Source organism: Pseudomonas sp. TE3644 (genome assembly GCF_056278815.1).
This window is the reverse complement of the sequence record NZ_JBWBQF010000001.1, coordinates 4,656,368-4,673,805: the sequence shown is the minus strand read 5'-3', so window position 1 is coordinate 4,673,805 and position 17,438 is coordinate 4,656,368. Positions and strand designations below refer to the sequence as shown.

Here is a 17,438-nt window from a genome sequence, read left to right as displayed (position 1 = left end):
GTCGGTGTTCTCGGGATCACTTGATCAGGCTGAGGAATTCGCTGCGGGTAGCGGCGTTTTCACGGAATTCGCCGAGCATCACCGAGGTGATCATGGACGAGTTCTGCTTTTCCACGCCACGCATCATCATGCACATGTGCTTGGCTTCGATCACCACGGCAACACCCAGGGCACCGGTCACCTGCTGGATCGCGTCGGCGATCTGGCGGCTGAGGTTTTCCTGGATCTGCAGGCGACGGGCGTACATGTCGACGATGCGCGCAACCTTGGACAGGCCCAGCACTTTGCCGCTCGGGATATAGGCCACGTGGGCCTTGCCGATGAACGGCAGCAGGTGGTGTTCGCACAGCGAGTACAACTCGATGTCCTTGACCAGCACCATTTCGCTGTTGTCGGAGCTGAAGAGGGCACCGTTGGTGACGTCTTCCAGGGTTTGATCATAACCGCGGCAAAGGTACTGCATGGCTTTGGCGGCACGCTTTGGCGTGTCGAGCAGGCCCTCGCGGGAAACGTCCTCGCCGAGTTTGCCGAGAATCGCGGTGTAATGCTGTTCCAGGGACATGGATCTACCTGTGGGAATTTTCGCAAACGCGAAGGGTACGGCGCCAGCCGCGTGGCTGCAAGCGCCAGCTTTATTCGTCGCGGCCTTCAAGCATGGTGCGCTTGAGCATCACATACACCGCGCCAGCGCCACCGTGGCGGGCTTGGCAGGAGGTGAAGCCCAGCACATGGGCATGTTGTCGCAGCCAGGTGTTGACGTGGCTTTTGATCATCGGCCGCTTGCCGTCCAGGCGCACGGCCTTGCCGTGGGTGACGCGCACGCAGCGGATTTCGAACTTCACCGCCTCGGCCAAAAACGCCCAGAGGGTTTCGCGGGCCTTCTCCACGCTCATGCCGTGCAGGTCCAGGCTGCCCTCGAAAGGGATCTGGCCGACCTTGAGCTTACGCATCTGGCTTTCCTGCACGCCGTCGCGGGCCCAGTGCAGGTCGTCTTCAGGGCCGACGTCGATGACGAACTGGTCGGACAGGCCATCCACGGTGGTGGCGTCCTGGCGCACGGTCGCGGCCTGGCGCGCGGTGGCCAGGTGCTTGCGGTCAGTCTTGGGTTTGCCTGTGTCGGCGCGGTCATGCTTGATGGGCTTCACGCCCTGCATTTGGCTTGCGAACAGGGAAAAATCGTCGTCTTGCATGTCAGCCTCCACTACGGAGGCCTAGTTTACGCGAGTCAATCGTGTTTTTTCATCAAGTGCGGTGCCAGGTTCAGCTCGCGGTTGCGCAGCCGGCTCAGGCGGCAGCGGCGCCACAGGCGTACGCCCAGGTACAGCGCCAGCAGGCCGAACACCACCAGCAGGGCGGCGCCGGTCTTGCTGGCGTTCAGGTCGCCCAGGGCGGGCGGGTGGCCCAGCAGGCTGGCAGCGCCGGCCATGGCCAGCAGTACGCCCAGGGCTGCCAGCAGGGCGGCGAAGGCCTGCCCCAGGCGCGAGCCCCAGTTGCGTGGGCCGCGTGGACGCAGGCGGCGAGCGTCAAAACCATCGGATAACTTCATTCCGATTTCCTCAGTGAATATCGGGCCTTCGACTCGCCTGGGGCGCCGGGGTTCCGACACACGGAGCAATTAGGGAAAATGAATGCGTTTATCGGATGGGCGGCCGCACGTCGGGCCGCCTTGGCTCGGCGGTTTCAGACCAGGTCGTCGGTCTGGGCCACGCAGGCAAAGTTGTCGTTCATGGTGGCCATGCCCACTTGCTTGACGGTCGCGGCAGGCACCACGCCATCTTTGTACGGCAGGTCGCGGGTGGCGCAGGCGTCTTCCACCAGGGTGCTGCGGTAACCATAGTCCTTGGCGGCGCGCACGGTGGTGCTGATGCTGGAGTGGGTCATGAAACCGCACACAATCAGGTCGATAGGGCCTTTGTCCTGCAGGGTCTGGTGCAGGGCGGTGTTGTTGAACGCGTTGGGCATGTTCTTTTCGATGATCGGCTCGTCACCTACCGGCTCCAGGCCCGGGATGAACTTGCCGCGATCGCCCTGGGGGTCGAACAGGCCGCCCACGGTACCCAGGTGGCGCACATGCACGATAGGGCGGTGCGCGGCACGGGCAGCCTTGAGCAGACGGGCGATGTTGGCCACCGCCTCATCAATGCCAACCAGGGCCAGAGGGCCTTTGAGGTACTCGCGCTGGGCGTCGATGATCACAAGGCTGGCACGGCTGAGATCGGCAGGGGGATGGCCGCGGCCAGTCAATTGGAACATCGTCTTTGTATCGGACATCGGGGGCTCCTTTGGATAGGGCTTTTGCCACATTGTCCACTGCTTGCGCCCTTCTGTGAATCGCTTCACGCATCTGGCGTGCAGAATCTGGGCGGTAGCCGGGTTCGACGATTGCGCAAAATGCCAGCAAGGCCCCCATTGGCGGGGCTTCGCTGGTAGAATGCGCGGCTGTATTCAAAGGAGTCTGCCGTGATCACTTCCCGCCTGCGCACCCTGCGCGACCACATCCGTTGGGCTGTCAGCCGCTTCCATGGGGAAGACCTGTATTTCGGTCACGGTACCGACAATGCCTGGGACGAAGCCCGCCTGCTGGTGCTGGGTGCCGTGCACCTGCCGTACCAGATCGCCGACAGCTACCTGGACTGCGCGCTGGAAGAAGACGAGATCGCGCACATCCAGGCCCTGCTGCAGCGTCGCATCGAAGACCGCGTGCCGGTGCCGTACCTGCTGAACGAAGCCTGGTTCTGCGGTATGTCGTTCATTGTCGATGAGCGCGTGCTGATCCCGCGTTCGCCCATTGGCGAGCTGATCGAAGACGGCTTCAGCCCATGGCTGGCCAACCCGCCGGCGCGCATCCTGGACCTGTGCACCGGGTCGGGCTGCATCGGCATTGCTTGCGCCGACGTGTTCCCCGAGGCCGAAGTGGCGTTAGCTGACCTGTCGTTCGAAGCGCTGGAAGTGGCCAACCAGAACATTGAGCGCCATGGCGTGGACGACCGTGTGTACACCGTGCAGGGCGACGGCTTCGACGGCCTGCCGGGCCAGCGTTTCGACCTGATCGTGTCCAACCCGCCGTACGTGGACGCCGAAGACTTCGCCGACATGCCGGACGAGTACCAGCACGAGCCGGAGCTGGGCCTGGCCTGCGGTCACGATGGTTTGAACCTGGTGCGGCGCATGCTGGCCGAAGCGGCCGATCACCTGACCGAGAAGGGTTTGCTGATTGTCGAGGTGGGCAACAGCCAGGTGCACGTCGAGGCGTTGTACCCGGAGGTGGACTTCCACTGGCTGGAATTCCAGCGTGGCGGGCATGGGGTGTTCATGTTGAGCGCGGCGCAGTGCCGTGAGCATCAGGCGGTGTTTGCTTCTCGCGTCTGATATTTGCTGGCTGTCCTGGCCTCATCGCGAGCAAGCTTTGCTCCCACAGTGTCAAAGCTACCTACGATGTAGGCCATGACACTGTGGGAGCAAAGCTTGCTCGCGATGAGGCCAGTGGCTCCACCCCACCAATCACCGATGCGTCGCAATCCAGATCAACAACCCCGCCTGAAACACCGCAAACGCCACCAGGCAAGTGATGGTAAAGCGCAGCCCGCTGTCTTCGCGCTTGAACTTGCTGATGCGCTCTTCCTGCTGGCGCATCTTCACTTCCTGCTCTTGCAGGTTCTGTTCGGCCAGTTGCAGCATGTTGGCCGTGTCCAGAATCTCAACCACCTGCACTTTGTCGGCATTCCACAGGGCGATCAGTTCGCCTACCTGTGCATCGCCATAGCTGCCCTTGAGGTGCTGGGCGTCGGTGTAGCTGACGGTCAGGCCCTGGGCCTTGAGTACGTGGTCGCGGCGCAGGCGGGTGTCTTCGCTCAGGGCGTCCTTGCTGGCCAGGGCGGCGCCTTCCACGCGGTAGTGGGCCCATTTGCGCTGGGCCCAGATCACCCCCTGGGCCATCAGGAAGCGGCCCAGGCCGCGGTTCAGCGGTTCCATGCTCAGGCCCGAATCAGGGCCGAAGCTGACGGTGTGGGTGTGGTGGTTGACCCATACATCCAGATGGTTCTGGTCTTTGCGAACCTTTTGCGCGGGCAAGCGGATGTCCATGCGCAGCAGGCTGTAATCGCGGTTATGGCGCTCGGCACGACCGAACTGCACGAAGCGCAAGGGCCGTGCACCGGTGGCGCGGTCCACCGGCAAAGGCACCAGACGCAGCATCTTGAAGTGTTCAGGCACAACGTCCGCCCACGGCAATTCCACCGGTGCGGGGGCCACAGCCTGTTCAGTTTCCACGGCCACTTCGGGTGACTCTGGGGTTAGCGTCTCGGTCATCACGGCGATCCTCTTTCGCGCAGCGCTGCGGGTATCAAAGCGGATACCTGCATCGGCGTATCGGCAGGCCCGGCTGATACTTGCGTGCTAATTTGCGCCAATCAGTGAATCGAGTGGATAAACGTCACCAGGGTGCGCCCCAACGCATCGGCCAGCGGCAGGTTGCGGTCGTTGTAGGAGGCCACCTGGGCCTTGAGGTCGGCAGGCACGATGCGCAGCACGTGGTTCATGCCGTCCACCAGCACCAGCTGGGCATCGGGCTTGGCGGCCTTGAGGGCCTGGGCGTCGGCGACGCTGACCTGGATGTCGTTGCGGCCCTGCACGATCAGCGCCGGCACGTTGACCTTGGCGAAGGCGGCGGCGGGGTCCTGGCGCAGTAGCGACACCAGGTAGGGCTGCACGCTGGGGCGAAAAATCACCTGTAGCGGCGCAGGTACATCGCTGTCGTACTGGCCGGCCTTGAGGCGCTCCAGCAACTGCCCGCTGCGCGCTTCCAGGTCCGGCGGCAGGCGGCCCTTGAGTTGTTCGCGGATGATCTGGTCCAGCGGCCGGCCGCTGCCGGCCAGGGACACCACCGCGTCGGCACCCACGCCGGGCGCGGCCAGGGCGGCGATCAGCGCGCCTTCGCTGTGGCCCAGGATAATCAGCTTGCCCACCCGCGGGTCGGCCTTGAGCTTGCGCGCCCAGGCCTGGGCATCGGCTACGTAGCCTTCCACGCTGAGGTCGCGCTCATCGGGTGCCAGCGCCAGGCCGCTGGCCACGCCGCGTTTGTCGTAGCGCACGCTGGCGATGTCGTTGCGCGCCAGCAGCAGCGCCAGTTTGCGCAGGCTGTCGTTGTTGCCGCCCTGGGGGTTGTTGCCGTTGCGGTCGGTAGGCCCGGAGCCGGCGATGATCAGCACCATGGGCACCGGTTTGTCTGACACCGGCATCTGCAGCGAGCCGTGCAGCACGCCGGTGCCGGTGTCCAGGTCGATGGGGCGCTGGGACACCACGGGGGCGGCCTGCAGCAGCGGGCATACAAGGAAAACGAGGAGGGCAGCAAGGCGTAGCATCATCAAGCCAGTATCCATGGGGTGGCCGTTGGACTTATACCAAGGGCGAAGGTTCGCACATCCAAGGATGAATCAAGGGGCCAGCGTGCGTATACTGCGGGCCTGACTTGATTTTGGCTGAATTCGCGGAGCGTCCTGCATGTCCGGCAATACCTACGGCAAGCTGTTCACTGTCACCACCGCTGGCGAGAGCCATGGCCCGGCGTTGGTCGCCATTGTCGATGGCTGCCCACCGGGCATGGAGCTGTCGCTGCAAGACCTGCAGCGCGACCTTGACCGGCGCAAGCCCGGCACCAGCCGCCACACCACCCAGCGCCAGGAACCGGACGAGGTGGAAATCCTCTCCGGCGTGTTCGAGGGCCGCACCACCGGCTGTGCCATCGGCCTGCTGATCCGCAACACTGACCAGAAGTCCAAGGACTACTCGGCCATCAAGGACCTGTTCCGCCCGGCCCACGCCGATTACACCCTGCACCACAAGTTCGGTGAGCGCGACTACCGTGGCGGCGGCCGCAGCTCGGCACGCGAGACCGCCATGCGCGTGGCCGCTGGCGCCATCGCCAAGAAGTACCTGGCCAGCCAGGGCATCGTCATCCGCGGCTACATGAGCCAGCTGGGCCCCATCGAAATCCCGTTCAAGACCTGGGACAGCGTGGAAGACAACGCCTTCTTCTGCCCCGACCCCGACAAGGTGCCGGAGCTGGAGGCCTACATGGACCAGCTGCGCCGTGACCAGGACTCGGTGGGCGCCAAGATCACCGTGGTTGCCGAGGGCGTGAAACCGGGCCTGGGCGAGCCGATCTTCGACCGCCTGGACGCCGAACTGGCCCACGCGCTGATGAGCATCAACGCGGTGAAGGGCGTGGAGATCGGCGCCGGCTTTGCCTGCGTGTCCCAGCGTGGCACCGAGCACCGTGACGAGATGACCCCGCAAGGCTTCCTCAGCAACAACGCCGGCGGCATCCTGGGTGGCATTTCCTCGGGCCAGCCGATCGTTGCGCACCTGGCGCTCAAACCGACGTCGAGCATCACCACCCCGGGCCGTTCCATCGACATCCATGGCAACCCGGTGGAAGTCATCACCAAGGGCCGTCACGACCCGTGCGTGGGCATCCGCGCCACGCCGATCGCCGAAGCCATGATGGCCATCGTGCTGATGGACCACCTGCTGCGCAACCGCGGCCAGAACGCTGACGTGCGCGTCACCACGCCGGTACTGGGCCAGCTGTAATGTCGCCCGCCCCCGGCGCTGCCGGGGTTCCCTACTGGCGGCTGTCGGGGTTCTACCTGTTCTATTTCGCCTTGCTGGGCGCCACCGCGCCCTTCCTGGCGATGTACTTCGACCACCTGGGCTTTGCCAGCGCGCGCATCGGCGAGCTGGTGGCCATCCCCATGATCATGCGCTGCATCGCCCCCAACCTGTGGGGCTGGCTGGGCGACCGCACGGGGCGGCGCCTGGCCATTGTTCGGTTTGGCGCCATCTGCACCCTGGCCTGTTTCTCACTGATCTTTGTCAGCAAGACCTACGCTTGGCTGGCCATGGTCATGGCCCTGCACGCCTTCTTCTGGCACGCGGTGCTGCCGCAATTCGAGACCATCACCCTGGCCCACCTGCAGGGACAGCCGGCGCGTTACAGCCAGATTCGGCTGTGGGGCTCGATTGGCTTCATTCTCACCGTGGTGATCATGGGGCGGCTGTATGAGTGGTGGAGCCTGGACGTGTACCCGTACGCGCTGGTGACCATCATGGCCGGCATCGTGGTCAGCAGTTTCTGGGTGCCCAACGTGGCCCCTGCGGTGGATGCCCGGCGCGAGGCCGGCGATGGTTTTGTACGGCGCCTGCTGAGCCCGGGCGTGCTGGCCTTCTATGTGTGCGTGGCGCTGATGCAGGTCAGTCACGGCCCTTACTACACCTTCCTCAGTCTGCACCTGGAACACCTGGGCTATAGCCGCGGGGTGATCGGCGTGCTGTGGTCGGTAGGGGTGGTGGCCGAGGTGCTGATGTTCCTGGCCATGAGCCGGATCCTGGGGCGCTTTTCCGTGCGCCGGGTGCTGGCGGTGAGCTTTGTGCTGGCGGCCGTGCGCTGGTGGTTGCTGGGCAGTTTTGCCAATCACCTGGGGCTGCTGATTGTTGCCCAGGTGATGCACGCCGCTACCTTCGGCAGTTTTCACGCCGCTTGCATCCACTTTGTGCAGCGCACCTTCGGCCCTGGCCAGCAAGGCCAGGGCCAGGCGCTGTATGCCGCGCTGGCCGGCACAGGCGGGGCACTGGGCGCCTTGTATTCGGGGTACAGCTGGAACAGCCTGGGGCCCGGCGTGACCTTCGGGCTGGCCAGCCTGGCGGCGCTGGCCGCAGCGGTGATTATGGTTACCCGGGTTCAGGACCGGCAGTCCTGAGCGTGTATTGATTAATAGGAGGTGCCATCGATGAGCATCCTGAGCGTTTACCATTCGGCCACGCCGGACATTCCCAACAAAGTCCTGACCCACCTGGAAGACATCGCCGCCACCCTCGCCGAGCACGGCGTGCGCCTGGAGCGCAGGGCGGCAGAAGCGCCGATCCGGCCGGGGGCCAGCCTTGAGGAAGTAAGCGAGGCGTATCGAGCGCAGATCGATCAGTTGATGACCGAACATGGCTGCCAGACGCTGGAGGTGATCAGCGTGGACAGTGACCACCCGCTGAAGGAACAGCTACGCGCGCGTTTGCTGGATGAGCAGGTCAGCCAGGCGAATGAAGCGCGTTGGTTTGTGGCGGGGCGGGGGTTGCTGACCCTGCATGTCGAGGGTTACGTGTACGCGCTGTTGTGTGAGCGTGGGGACTTGGTCACGGTGCCGGCAGGCATGGGGCATTGGTTTGATATGGGCGAGCAGCCACGGCTGGTGGTTGTTCGCGTGTTTGGCGAGGAAGCTCAGTACAGCGGCTCGCAGATCGCCAGTCTGTTTCCGCGCCTTGACAACTGCTGATCCAGCGACACAAAACCCGTAGCCGCTGCCGCCAGGCTGCGCTGGCCCTTGCGGACGCTGGAAATCTCCAGTGAGGCATGGGGCCAGCGCAGCCTGCGGCAGCGGCTACAGGGTTTGCTTCAGGCCGAGTGATAAGTCGGCAGGGCAAACCGATTCTGGCTCTGCAGGTTATTGATCGCAGGCAGTTCGCTGGCCGCCCCGGCCAGGTCACGGCGAATGGCGCTGATCACCCAGGTCAGTTGCTCACCTGTGTGCAATTGGGCATAGGAGATCGACCGGCGGGTCACTTTGCCTTCGCTGTCACGCAGGGTCAGCAGCACCGCGCCATCAGGGCGTGGCTGGGTGGTGACTTCGTAGCCTGCGAATACGGAAGCGAATTTTTCTTGAATGAAGTTCATGTCAGCTCCTGGCTCTTTGGTTGGCAAACCTGTGAGTAAGGAGTGCAGCGTGCGTGCCAGCTTTGCGAGCATGGCCAAACCCAATGAAACCGGGCACATCAGCGGAAAGGCGAATTTCGGATTCGTGCAATTTGCATGAGTGGTCATTTGTTGCACGGCATTTTGCGCGACGGCTTCAGGGCAAAGCCGGGGGGAGGGCGGGGCGACTTTTCAGGCATCCCTATGGTCTATGACAACAGATTGCCAATTAATTCCCTTGTCCCGCGCCATAGGCAGGTTCTGTTGACCGCCTGTCGCCGGCCCCGGACACTGATCGCCATTAGCCAGCCAGGAGGTTCCCATGACCGATACCCAACAAGCCCGCCAGATGACCCCGGACGAAGCCGCCGAGTTCGCCGCCCAAGTGTTCGACGTGGCCCGCAACGGTGACGCCGACATGCTCGGCCGCCTGCTGGAAAAAGGCCTGCCGGTGAACCTGCGCAACCACAAGGGCGACACCCTGCTGATGCTGGCCGCCTACCACGGCCACCAGGACGCCGTGCGCGTGCTGTTGGCCCACGGCGCCGACCCCGAGATTCGCAACGACAACAATCAGAGCCCGGTGGCCGGTGCCGCGTTCAAGGGTGACCTGGCGGTGGTGCAGCTGCTGATCGAAGGCGGCGCCAGCGTCGAGGGCGCCGGTGGCGACGGTCGCACCGCGCTGATGATGGCGGCCATGTTCAACCGCACCGCCATCGTCGATTACCTGCTGGCCAAGGGCGCCGACCCACATGCCCGCGACGCCAACGGCGCCACCGCCCTGGCTGCTGCACAAACCATGGGCGCCCAGGACACGGCCGCGCAGTTGGCCAAGTTGACGGCCTGATACCCTCGGGGCGCGAATGCGGCTATCCTTTGCGCCCTTTTTTCGTCCGCTGCAGGCTGCCCCCATGAAAGACCAACTGATTGAACTCATCACCAAGATCAGCTCGGGCTGCCTGGCCGACGACGACATCGCGCGCATCGCCGACGAAGCCGCCCAGGCCTACGCCGACCCGGCGGCCTTCCTGGCCGCCAACCCGGACATCAACTACGACGATACCTTCCCCATCGCCCTGGGCGAGTGGGTTGTGGTGGGCAGCCTGCCCGACACCGTGCTGTTCCAGGCCGACACCTGCCAGGACCTGTTCCAGCAGATCACCGATTCGTTTGGCGCCGGTGTGACCTTTAACTTCAAGGCCAAGCAACTCGCCAAGGTCGAGCCGCTGACCGCGATGAACCGCATCCAGGTGCAGATGAGCAGCCTGGCCAAGGAAGATGGCGGGTACACGCTGGTCAACTTCAGCCAGCCGCTGGATGATGAAATGCAGTGCGTGCTGGTGTTCGGCAAGGATGTGGAGCGGGTGCTGGAGCTGTGTGCAGCCCTGAACATTGCGGCGATGCCGTCGCTGGAAGCCATGAAGATCGCTGTTCACCAGTAACCCGTAGCCGCTGCCGCCAGGCTGCGCTGGCCCTCTTTTACACTCAACATTTCAAGTGTACTTCGGGGCCAGCGCAGCCTGGCGGCAGCGGCTACAGGCGGTGCAGGGTCAGTACGGCTAAGCTCTAGTGGGAATCCCTCCACGGAGCATCCCCCATGGGTTCCACCTTCAACGGCCTGGTTGGCCTGATCATTCTGGCCCTGGACATCTGGGCCATCATCAACGTGCTGAAAAGCAGCGCCGAAGTCGGCATGAAAGTGATCTGGGTGCTATTGATCCTGCTGTTGCCGGTATTGGGCCTGATCATCTGGGCCATCGCCGGCCCGCGGGGCAACGTGCGCCTGTAAAATTGTTACGCCGTAATTCGTCAAACGTGTAGCCGCTGCCGCCAGGCTGCGCTGGCCTGCGCGTGCGCTCAACATCTCCAGTGGTGCCTAGGGCCAGCGCAGCCTGCGGCAGCGGCTACAGCGCGTTAAATTAGCTGTGCATCGTTTTTCATCTTGGTGCACCATTTGCGGCCTCGTGTTTCACGACTCCAATAAACTTCCACGGATTCTCTATCGACATGGCCAACACGGACGCCTTGAGTTCGGCGCAGGCGTATCAACGCCGCCAACCGACCGTCAAATCCCACATTGCCTATTCGTTGTTCAGCGGTTTGGCCATCATGGTCCTGCTGAGCCTGCTGCGCCTGGCGTTGCTGGCTTACAACCGGGAAATGATCCTCGACACCCCGGCCTCGACCTTTGTCGAAGCGTTCGTCAACGGCCTGCGTTTCGACCTGCGCCTGACGGTGTATACCCTGATCCCGCTGCTGTTGGCCGTGCTCAGCCCCTGGCTGATGGCCCGCCGCGGCCTGTGGCGCTTCTGGCTCACGGTCACCTCCAGCGTGATGATGTTCCTGGGCCTGATGGAGCTGGACTTCTTCCGTGAGTTCCACCAGCGCCTCAACGGCCTGGTGTTCCAGTACGTCAAGGAAGACCCCAAGACCGTGCTGAGCATGCTCTGGTACGGCTACCCGGTGGTGCGCTACCTGCTGGCCTGGGCCCTGGTGACCTGGCTGCTGAGCCTGGTGTTCAAGGGCATCGACCGCATGACCCGCCCACGCGTGGACTACGTGGCCAGCGGCCGCCGCCCGGTAGCGCCCTGGTACGCCCGTGTGGGCGTGTTCGTGGTAATGCTGCTGATCGCCGTGGTTGCCGCTCGCGGCACCCTGCGCCAAGGCCCGCCGCTGCGCTGGGGCGATGCCTACACCACCGACTCCAACTTTGCTAACCAGCTGGGCCTCAACGGCACCCTGAGCCTGATCGGCGCGGCCAAAAGCAGCTTCTCGGACGAGCGCGACAACATCTGGAAGGCCACCATCCCCGAGGATGAGGCCCAGCAGACCGTGCGCAACATGCTGCTGACCACCAATGACAAGCTGGTAGACGCCGATACCGCTGCCGTGCGCCGTGATTTCACGCCGCCGGCGCAGAACGTGCTGGGTTACAAGAACGTCGTGGTCATCCTGATGGAAAGCTTCGCCGGCCACTCGGTGGGCGCACTGGGTGCACCTGGCAACATCACCCCGTACTTCGACAAACTGGCGAAAGAAGGTCTGCTGTTCGACCATTTCTTCTCCAACGGCACCCATACCCACCAGGGCATGTTCGCCACCATGGGCTGCTTCCCCAACCTGCCAGGCTTTGAATACCTGATGCAGACCCCGGAAGGCGCGCACAAGCTGTCCGGCCTGCCTGAGCTGCTCAGCGCCCGTCAGTTTGACGACGTGTATGTGTACAACGGCGACTTCGCCTGGGACAACCAGTCCGGCTTCTTCGCCAACCAGGGCATGACCACCTTCATCGGCCGTAATGACTTCGTCAATCCGGTGTTCTCCGACCCCACCTGGGGCGTGTCCGACCAGGACATGTTCGACCGTGGCGCCCAGGAACTGGCCAAGCGCGACAAGGCCGGCAAGCCGTTCTATGCCTTGCTGCAAACCCTGTCCAACCACACCCCGTACGCCATCCCGTCGCCGTTGCCGGTGCCGCAGGTGACCGATCGTGGTTCGCTGAACCAGCACCTGACCGCCATGCGTTACTCCGACTGGGCCCTGGGCCAGTTCTTCGAGAAGGCCAAGAAAGAGCCGTACTTCAAGGACACCCTGTTCATCGTCGTCGGCGACCACGGCTTCGGCAACGACCAGCAGATCACCGAAATGGACCTGGGCCGCTTCAACGTGCCCATGCTGATGATCGGTGAAGGCCTGCAAGAGAAGTTCGGTGCGGTCAACCACACCGTCGGCACCCAGATCGACATCGTGCCCACTATCATGGGCCGCCTGGGCGGTGAAACCCGCAACCAGTGCTGGGGCCGCGACCTGCTGAACCTGCCTGAAGGCGACAAGGGCTTTGGCGTGATCAAACCGTCGGGCAACGAGCAGACGGTGGCCATCATCACCGGCGACCGCATTCTGGTTCAGCCCAAGGACATGCCACCACGCATGTTCCGCTTCCAGCTGGGCAGCGACCCGAAAGCCGAGTCCATCACTGATCAGCCTGACCAGGCCGACCTGCTGAACAAGCTCGACGCGTTCATCCAGACGGCCACCAAGAGCCTGTTGGACAACACCGCGGGCGTGGTTGACTCCAAGTAACCTGTAGCCGCTGCCGCCAGGCTGCGCTGGCCCTCATGTACCCTGGACATCTCCAGTAAGGCATAGGGCCAGCGCAGCCTGCGGCAGCGGCTACAGCGTTACCCCGACGGAACGATGCGGCGCAAGGCCGGTCAAGTGAAGTGAGGCTGATGCCTTGCGTTGCAACTCCGTTCTGCCGAGGAGAAATTGATGAAAAAGTGGCAAATCGCTTTTATCGATGAGCACGGCCAGAAGCTGAACCTTGAAATAGACGCCGAGCAACGTCCGGACAAGGAAGAAGCCGCCCGCCACGTGCGCGCCTATTACCGGCCGGTGCTGGAAAAGGCCGACCTCAATGATTTCGACAACCGCGCCGCGGAACCTGCGGCCAAGGCACTCAAGGAACTCAACGCCATGGAAATCGTTTCCGTGACGCAAGTCGCCTGATCTGCATTGCGTGCGCCTGGCCCTCTGGCACAGGCGCTGCCTTCGCGCTACTCTGCAACCGAGGACGGCCATCTGCCTGGCCCGCCCCTTGTCTTGTCAGCTCCATGCTTGTTTCCGGGTGACCCTGCGGTCGCGCATTCCCATTGCAGTTATCTGTCAACGGAGGTCCTGGAAGTACTGAAAGTCTATCCATCAATGATGAGGAGGACGATCCATGAGCACAGCCTATCAAGAAGACATCAGCACCCACGTGCTGCGCCGCATGAAAGAAGGCGGTTTCGACTTTGCCAGCATCCACCCCATCGAGTTTTATGCCGTGTTTCCGGACGAGAAGCGTGCGCGTACGGCGGCGGGAAAGTTTCAGGGCGAATCACTCAATGCCCAGGTCAGTGAACGGGACGATGGGGCCTGGCACCTGGAGTTGAGCAAGGTGATGTACGCCACCTATGGCGGCATCGGCGAGTTCGAGCAGGATTTTGAAGCCGTGATCGAGCCGCTGGGCGGCGAGATAGAAGGGTGGGGCGTGAAACACCAGGTTCAGCGCCTGCAGGCTTAGACAGACAGTGCTGTACACAGCGGCTGGCCCACAAGGCTGGCCGTTTTGGTTTCTGGGTGTTTGTGCTTGAAATGGCGGCGTCTGCATCGCGACCAAGGTCGGCTCCTACGTCGTCCGGTGTAGGAGCCGACCTTGGTCGCGATGCAGGCGACGCGGTCCTCCGGACAACGAAAAAATCTGTGTTGCGCCAGGTTTCTGAAATCATCTCTGTCTATGCTGGTCTTAGCAATAACCTGCTAGGACCGCTTCGCAATGAAGCGTACGGGAACCGGTTGGGCCACGTCATGCACAGGAATGGTGCGTGCCTGATTATCCAATAATCCAACCTGTTGTTTTTTAAGCGTTTCTGCCGCTGGCACGGGCCTTGCGATGGGCTTGGTGTCCGGGTGACAAGGAGTACGGCATGATCCGCACCTTTTATGATGAGATGTACGATGCCGGCGGTATTGTCCGCCCGCATTATCGGGAGTTCGCGCGCTGGCTGGCCGACACCCCCGAAGAGCTCCTGGCCCAGCGGCGCCGGGAAGCCGATCTGCTGTTCCACCGGGCTGGCATCACCTTCACGCTCTATGGCGACGAGCAGGGTACCGAGCGGCTGATCCCTTTCGATACCATCCCGCGCAGCATCCCGGCCAGTGAATGGCGAGTGGTGGAGCGCGGCTGCATCCAGCGCGTGAAGGCGCTGAACATGTTCCTGGCTGACCTGTATCACGACCAGCGCATCATCAAGGCCGGGATCATCCCCGCCGAGCAGGTGCTGGCCAACGAGCAGTACCAGCTGGCGATGCAGGGCCTCAACCTGCACCGCGACATCTACTCGCATATTTCCGGCGTGGACCTGGTGCGTGATGGCGATGGCAGCTATTACGTGCTGGAAGACAACCTGCGCACGCCCAGCGGCGTGAGCTACATGCTCGAAGACCGCAAGATGATGATGCGCCTGTTCCCCGAGCTGTTCGCGGCCCAGCGCATCGCCCCCATCGACCACTACCCGAGCATGCTGCTGGACACCCTGAAAAGCTCCAGCCCCCTGGATAACCCCAGCGTGGTGGTGCTGACGCCTGGGCGGTTCAACAGTGCGTTCTTCGAACACGCCTTCCTGGCGCGTGAGATGGGCGTGGAATTGGTGGAAGGCGCCGACCTGTTCGTGCGCGACGACCGCGTGTTCATGCGCACCACCGATGGCCCCAAGGCGGTGGACGTGATTTACCGTCGCCTGGACGACGCCTTCCTCGACCCGCTGGCGTTCAACCCCGATTCGATGTTGGGTGTGCCGGGGCTGCTGGCGGCCTACCGGTCGGGCAATGTGGTGCTGGCCAACGCCATCGGTACAGGCGTTGCCGACGACAAGTCGGTGTACCCGTATGTCACCGACATGATCCGTTTCTACCTGGACGAAGAGCCGATCCTCAAGAACGTGCCCACCTGGCAATGCCGCAACCCCAGTGAGCTGTCCCACGTGCTGGCCAACCTGCCGGACCTGGTGGTCAAGGAGACCCAGGGCTCGGGCGGCTACGGCATGCTGGTGGGCCCTGCGGCCTCGGCGGCCGAGATCGAAAACTTCCGCGCCCGGCTCAAGGCCCGGCCCCACGCCTATATCGCGCAACCGACGCTGTCATTGTCGACCTGCCCTACCTTCGTCGAAAACGGCATAGCCCCGCGCCATATCGACCTGCGCCCGTTCGTGCTGGCTGGCCGCGAAACCCGTGTGGTACCTGGCGGGCTGACCCGCGTGGCGCTGCGCGAAGGCTCGCTGGTGGTCAACTCGTCACAGGGTGGCGGAACCAAGGACACCTGGGTGGTCGAGGATTAAGGATGCCTGCCAAATGCTGAGTAGAACTGCCTCTGACCTGTATTGGATGTCGCGTTACCTGGAGCGCGCGGAGAACCTGGCGCGCATGCTCGAGGTCAGCTATTCGCTGTCCCTGATGCCCCAGGACGGCCGTGGCGATGGCCTTGAAGAAATGGCCATGCCGCTGTTGATCACCGGCACCCTGGACGATTACCTGGAGCGCCACGGCAAGCTGCACGCCGAGCGCTTGCTGCATTTTTTTGCCCTGGATGCCAGCAACCCGGCCAGCCTCTATAGCTGCCTGGGCGCGGCCCGGGCTTGCGCCCATGCGGTGCGCGGGCGCATCACCGCCGACATGTGGGAAAACATCAACGCCACCTGGCTGGAGATTCGCGGCATTGCCGAGCAGGGCCTGGGCCGTTATGGCCTGAGCCGCTTCTGTGAGTGGATCAAGGAGCGTTCGCACCTGTTCCGCGGTGCCACCTACGGCACCATCATGCGCAACGACGCCTTCCGCTTCATCCGCCTGGGCACGTTTATCGAGCGCGCGGACAACACCCTGCGCCTGGTGGATGCCCGCTACGAAATGTTGGGTGACGAGGCCGAATCGGTGGACGAGGACTCGGCGCGCAGTTATTACCAGTGGAGCGCCTTGCTGCGCGCCCTGTCGTCGTTCGAGGCGTACACCGAGATCTACCGCGACGCACCCTCGGCCCACAACGTGGCGGAGCTGTTGCTGCTGCGCGCCGACGTGCCGCGCTCGCTGCGTGCCTGTACCGAAGAAATCGACCAGATACTGGCCTCGCTGCCCGGCCTCAACGGCCGCCCAGCCCAGAGGCTGGCTGCCGAGCTGGACGCTCGCCTGCGCTACACCGGTATCAGTGAGATCCTGGATGAAGGGCTGCACACCTGGTTGACCGACTTCATCCCGCTGGTGGCCCAGCTGGGTAATGCCATTCACAGTTCTTACCTGGAGGCAGTATGAGACTCTCCATCAGTCACGAGACCGCGTACCACTACGATGATGAAGTGCGTGCCAGCATCCAGTACCTGCGCCTGACGCCCCACGACAGCGAGCGCCAGCACGTGCTGAGCTGGCAGTTGGACTTGCCTCGCCAGGTGCGCGCGCAGTTGGACCCGTTCGGCAATATCCTCCATGTGCTGACCCTGGACGAGCCGCACCACGACATCATCATCGGTGCCCGGGGCCAGGTGGACATCGACGAAACCCGCGAGGCCGAGCACGAATCGCAATCGCCATTGCCGTTCCGTCGCTTCACCCGCCTGACCGAAGCCGACGAGGCCCTGCGCGCCTTTGCGGCCAAGGAGTGCGGGCAGCGTACCGACCGCACGGCGCTGATTGACCTGATGCACGCGCTCAACCAGCACATCACCTACAGCCCGGGTGCCACCGAGGTCGACACCAGCGCGGCGCAGGCTTTCGCGGCCCGTGCCGGGGTGTGCCAGGACCATACCCATGCGTTCCTGGCCTGTGCCCGGAGCCTGGAGGTGCCGGCGCGCTACGTGTCGGGGTACCTGTTCAATGGCGACAGCTCGCACCTGGCCAGTCATGCTTGGGCGGAGGCCTGGGTGGACGGCGCCTGGTACAGTTTTGACGTGACCAACCAGCTGGCGCGGCCGGAGCGGCACCTGAAGCTGGCGGTGGGGCTGGATTACCTGGACGCCTGCCCGGTGCGTGGCATGCGCCGTGGCGGTGGCTTCGAGCAGATGCACGCCAAGGTGCATGTGACGCCGGGGTTGCAGGTGCAGGTTCAGTAACCGCGTCGCCTGCATCGCGCGCAAGCGCGGCTCCTACGCCCGATCGTAGGAGCCGCGCTTGC

At 63.5% G+C, this 17,438-nt stretch carries 20 protein-coding genes; 13 read left to right on the top strand and 7 right to left on the bottom strand.

Annotated features, from left to right (window positions below; all coding sequences use genetic code 11):
• Window positions 1–16: 16 nt before the first annotated feature.
• From folE to ACZ9GA_RS20615, 4 genes are all read right to left on the bottom strand, one after another.
• Window positions 17–562 carry a GTP cyclohydrolase I FolE gene (gene folE, locus ACZ9GA_RS20630; protein ID WP_027977394.1) on the bottom strand — a complete coding sequence of 182 codons (546 nt, stop codon included), beginning with the start codon at window positions 560–562 and terminating at the stop codon, window positions 17–19.
• 70 nt (window positions 563–632) lie between these two features.
• Entirely contained in the window at window positions 633–1,190 is a 558-nt protein-coding gene (locus ACZ9GA_RS20625; protein WP_027977395.1) for a Smr/MutS family protein, read from the bottom strand.
• 35 nt (window positions 1,191–1,225) lie between these two features.
• The gene (locus ACZ9GA_RS20620; RefSeq protein WP_027977396.1) at window positions 1,226–1,546 is read right to left on the bottom strand and encodes a hypothetical protein; all 321 of its coding nucleotides are present in this window, start codon (window positions 1,544–1,546) and stop codon (window positions 1,226–1,228) included.
• A gap of 134 nt (window positions 1,547–1,680) precedes the next feature.
• Entirely contained in the window at window positions 1,681–2,271 is a 591-nt protein-coding gene (locus tag ACZ9GA_RS20615; RefSeq protein ID WP_457360990.1) for a cysteine hydrolase family protein, read from the bottom strand.
• A gap of 189 nt (window positions 2,272–2,460) precedes the next feature.
• Here ACZ9GA_RS20615 and prmB point away from each other — a divergent pair, with 189 nt between their 5' ends.
• Window positions 2,461–3,369 carry a 50S ribosomal protein L3 N(5)-glutamine methyltransferase gene (prmB, locus tag ACZ9GA_RS20610; RefSeq protein ID WP_457360991.1) on the top strand — a complete coding sequence of 303 codons (909 nt, stop codon included), beginning with the start codon at window positions 2,461–2,463 and terminating at the stop codon, window positions 3,367–3,369.
• Window positions 3,370–3,501: 132 nt separating this feature from the next.
• Here the strand turns inward: prmB and ACZ9GA_RS20605 are convergent, their stop codons facing one another.
• Window positions 3,502–4,308, bottom strand: coding sequence for a hypothetical protein (locus ACZ9GA_RS20605; RefSeq protein ID WP_457360992.1), 807 nt, complete (start codon window positions 4,306–4,308; stop codon window positions 3,502–3,504).
• Between the two features lie 101 nt (window positions 4,309–4,409).
• On the bottom strand, window positions 4,410–5,363 hold the full coding sequence (locus ACZ9GA_RS20600; RefSeq protein WP_457360993.1) for an alpha/beta hydrolase: 954 nt from the start codon (window positions 5,361–5,363) through the stop codon (window positions 4,410–4,412).
• 136 nt (window positions 5,364–5,499) lie between these two features.
• Here ACZ9GA_RS20600 and aroC point away from each other — a divergent pair, with 136 nt between their 5' ends.
• The 3 genes from aroC to ACZ9GA_RS20585 are packed head-to-tail and all read left to right on the top strand — an operon-like array spanning window position 5,500 to window position 8,324.
• Complete coding sequence (aroC, locus tag ACZ9GA_RS20595) at window positions 5,500–6,591, top strand: chorismate synthase (protein WP_457360994.1); 1,092 nt, start codon at window positions 5,500–5,502, stop codon at window positions 6,589–6,591.
• Entirely contained in the window at window positions 6,591–7,757 is a 1,167-nt protein-coding gene (locus tag ACZ9GA_RS20590; RefSeq protein WP_457360995.1) for an MFS transporter, read from the top strand. Before aroC ends, ACZ9GA_RS20590 begins: the two co-directional genes overlap by 1 nt.
• Before the next feature lie 30 nt (window positions 7,758–7,787).
• The gene (locus ACZ9GA_RS20585; protein WP_457360996.1) at window positions 7,788–8,324 is read left to right on the top strand and encodes an acireductone dioxygenase; all 537 of its coding nucleotides are present in this window, start codon (window positions 7,788–7,790) and stop codon (window positions 8,322–8,324) included.
• A gap of 119 nt (window positions 8,325–8,443) precedes the next feature.
• Here the strand turns inward: ACZ9GA_RS20585 and ACZ9GA_RS20580 are convergent, their stop codons facing one another.
• Complete coding sequence (locus ACZ9GA_RS20580; protein ID WP_455921555.1) at window positions 8,444–8,722, bottom strand: DUF3509 domain-containing protein; 279 nt, start codon at window positions 8,720–8,722, stop codon at window positions 8,444–8,446.
• Between the two features lie 340 nt (window positions 8,723–9,062).
• Between ACZ9GA_RS20580 and ACZ9GA_RS20575 the strand changes: the two genes are divergently transcribed.
• From ACZ9GA_RS20575 to ACZ9GA_RS20535, 9 genes are all read left to right on the top strand, one after another.
• Complete coding sequence (locus ACZ9GA_RS20575) at window positions 9,063–9,587, top strand: ankyrin repeat domain-containing protein (protein WP_457360997.1); 525 nt, start codon at window positions 9,063–9,065, stop codon at window positions 9,585–9,587.
• A 64-nt stretch (window positions 9,588–9,651) separates the two neighbouring features.
• The gene (locus ACZ9GA_RS20570) at window positions 9,652–10,182 is read left to right on the top strand and encodes a hypothetical protein (RefSeq protein WP_457360998.1); all 531 of its coding nucleotides are present in this window, start codon (window positions 9,652–9,654) and stop codon (window positions 10,180–10,182) included.
• Between the two features lie 155 nt (window positions 10,183–10,337).
• Window positions 10,338–10,529: a PLDc N-terminal domain-containing protein gene (locus ACZ9GA_RS20565; RefSeq protein ID WP_455921552.1), complete on the top strand. Its 192-nt coding sequence runs from the start codon at window positions 10,338–10,340 to the stop codon at window positions 10,527–10,529.
• 218 nt (window positions 10,530–10,747) lie between these two features.
• Window positions 10,748–12,823 (top strand): LTA synthase family protein, encoded by a 2,076-nt coding sequence (locus ACZ9GA_RS20560; protein WP_457360999.1) that lies wholly within the window; start codon window positions 10,748–10,750, stop codon window positions 12,821–12,823.
• Between the two features lie 189 nt (window positions 12,824–13,012).
• Entirely contained in the window at window positions 13,013–13,249 is a 237-nt protein-coding gene (locus tag ACZ9GA_RS20555; protein WP_027977409.1) for a hypothetical protein, read from the top strand.
• 214 nt (window positions 13,250–13,463) lie between these two features.
• Entirely contained in the window at window positions 13,464–13,805 is a 342-nt protein-coding gene (locus ACZ9GA_RS20550; RefSeq protein WP_457361000.1) for a ribonuclease E inhibitor RraB, read from the top strand.
• A gap of 403 nt (window positions 13,806–14,208) precedes the next feature.
• Entirely contained in the window at window positions 14,209–15,618 is a 1,410-nt protein-coding gene (locus ACZ9GA_RS20545; RefSeq protein WP_457361001.1) for a circularly permuted type 2 ATP-grasp protein, read from the top strand.
• Window positions 15,619–15,631: 13 nt separating this feature from the next.
• Window positions 15,632–16,582, top strand: coding sequence for an alpha-E domain-containing protein (locus ACZ9GA_RS20540; protein WP_457361002.1), 951 nt, complete (start codon window positions 15,632–15,634; stop codon window positions 16,580–16,582).
• Window positions 16,579–17,376 carry a transglutaminase family protein gene (locus ACZ9GA_RS20535; RefSeq protein WP_457361003.1) on the top strand — a complete coding sequence of 266 codons (798 nt, stop codon included), beginning with the start codon at window positions 16,579–16,581 and terminating at the stop codon, window positions 17,374–17,376. Before ACZ9GA_RS20540 ends, ACZ9GA_RS20535 begins: the two co-directional genes overlap by 4 nt.
• The last annotated feature ends 62 nt before the right edge of the window (window positions 17,377–17,438 follow it).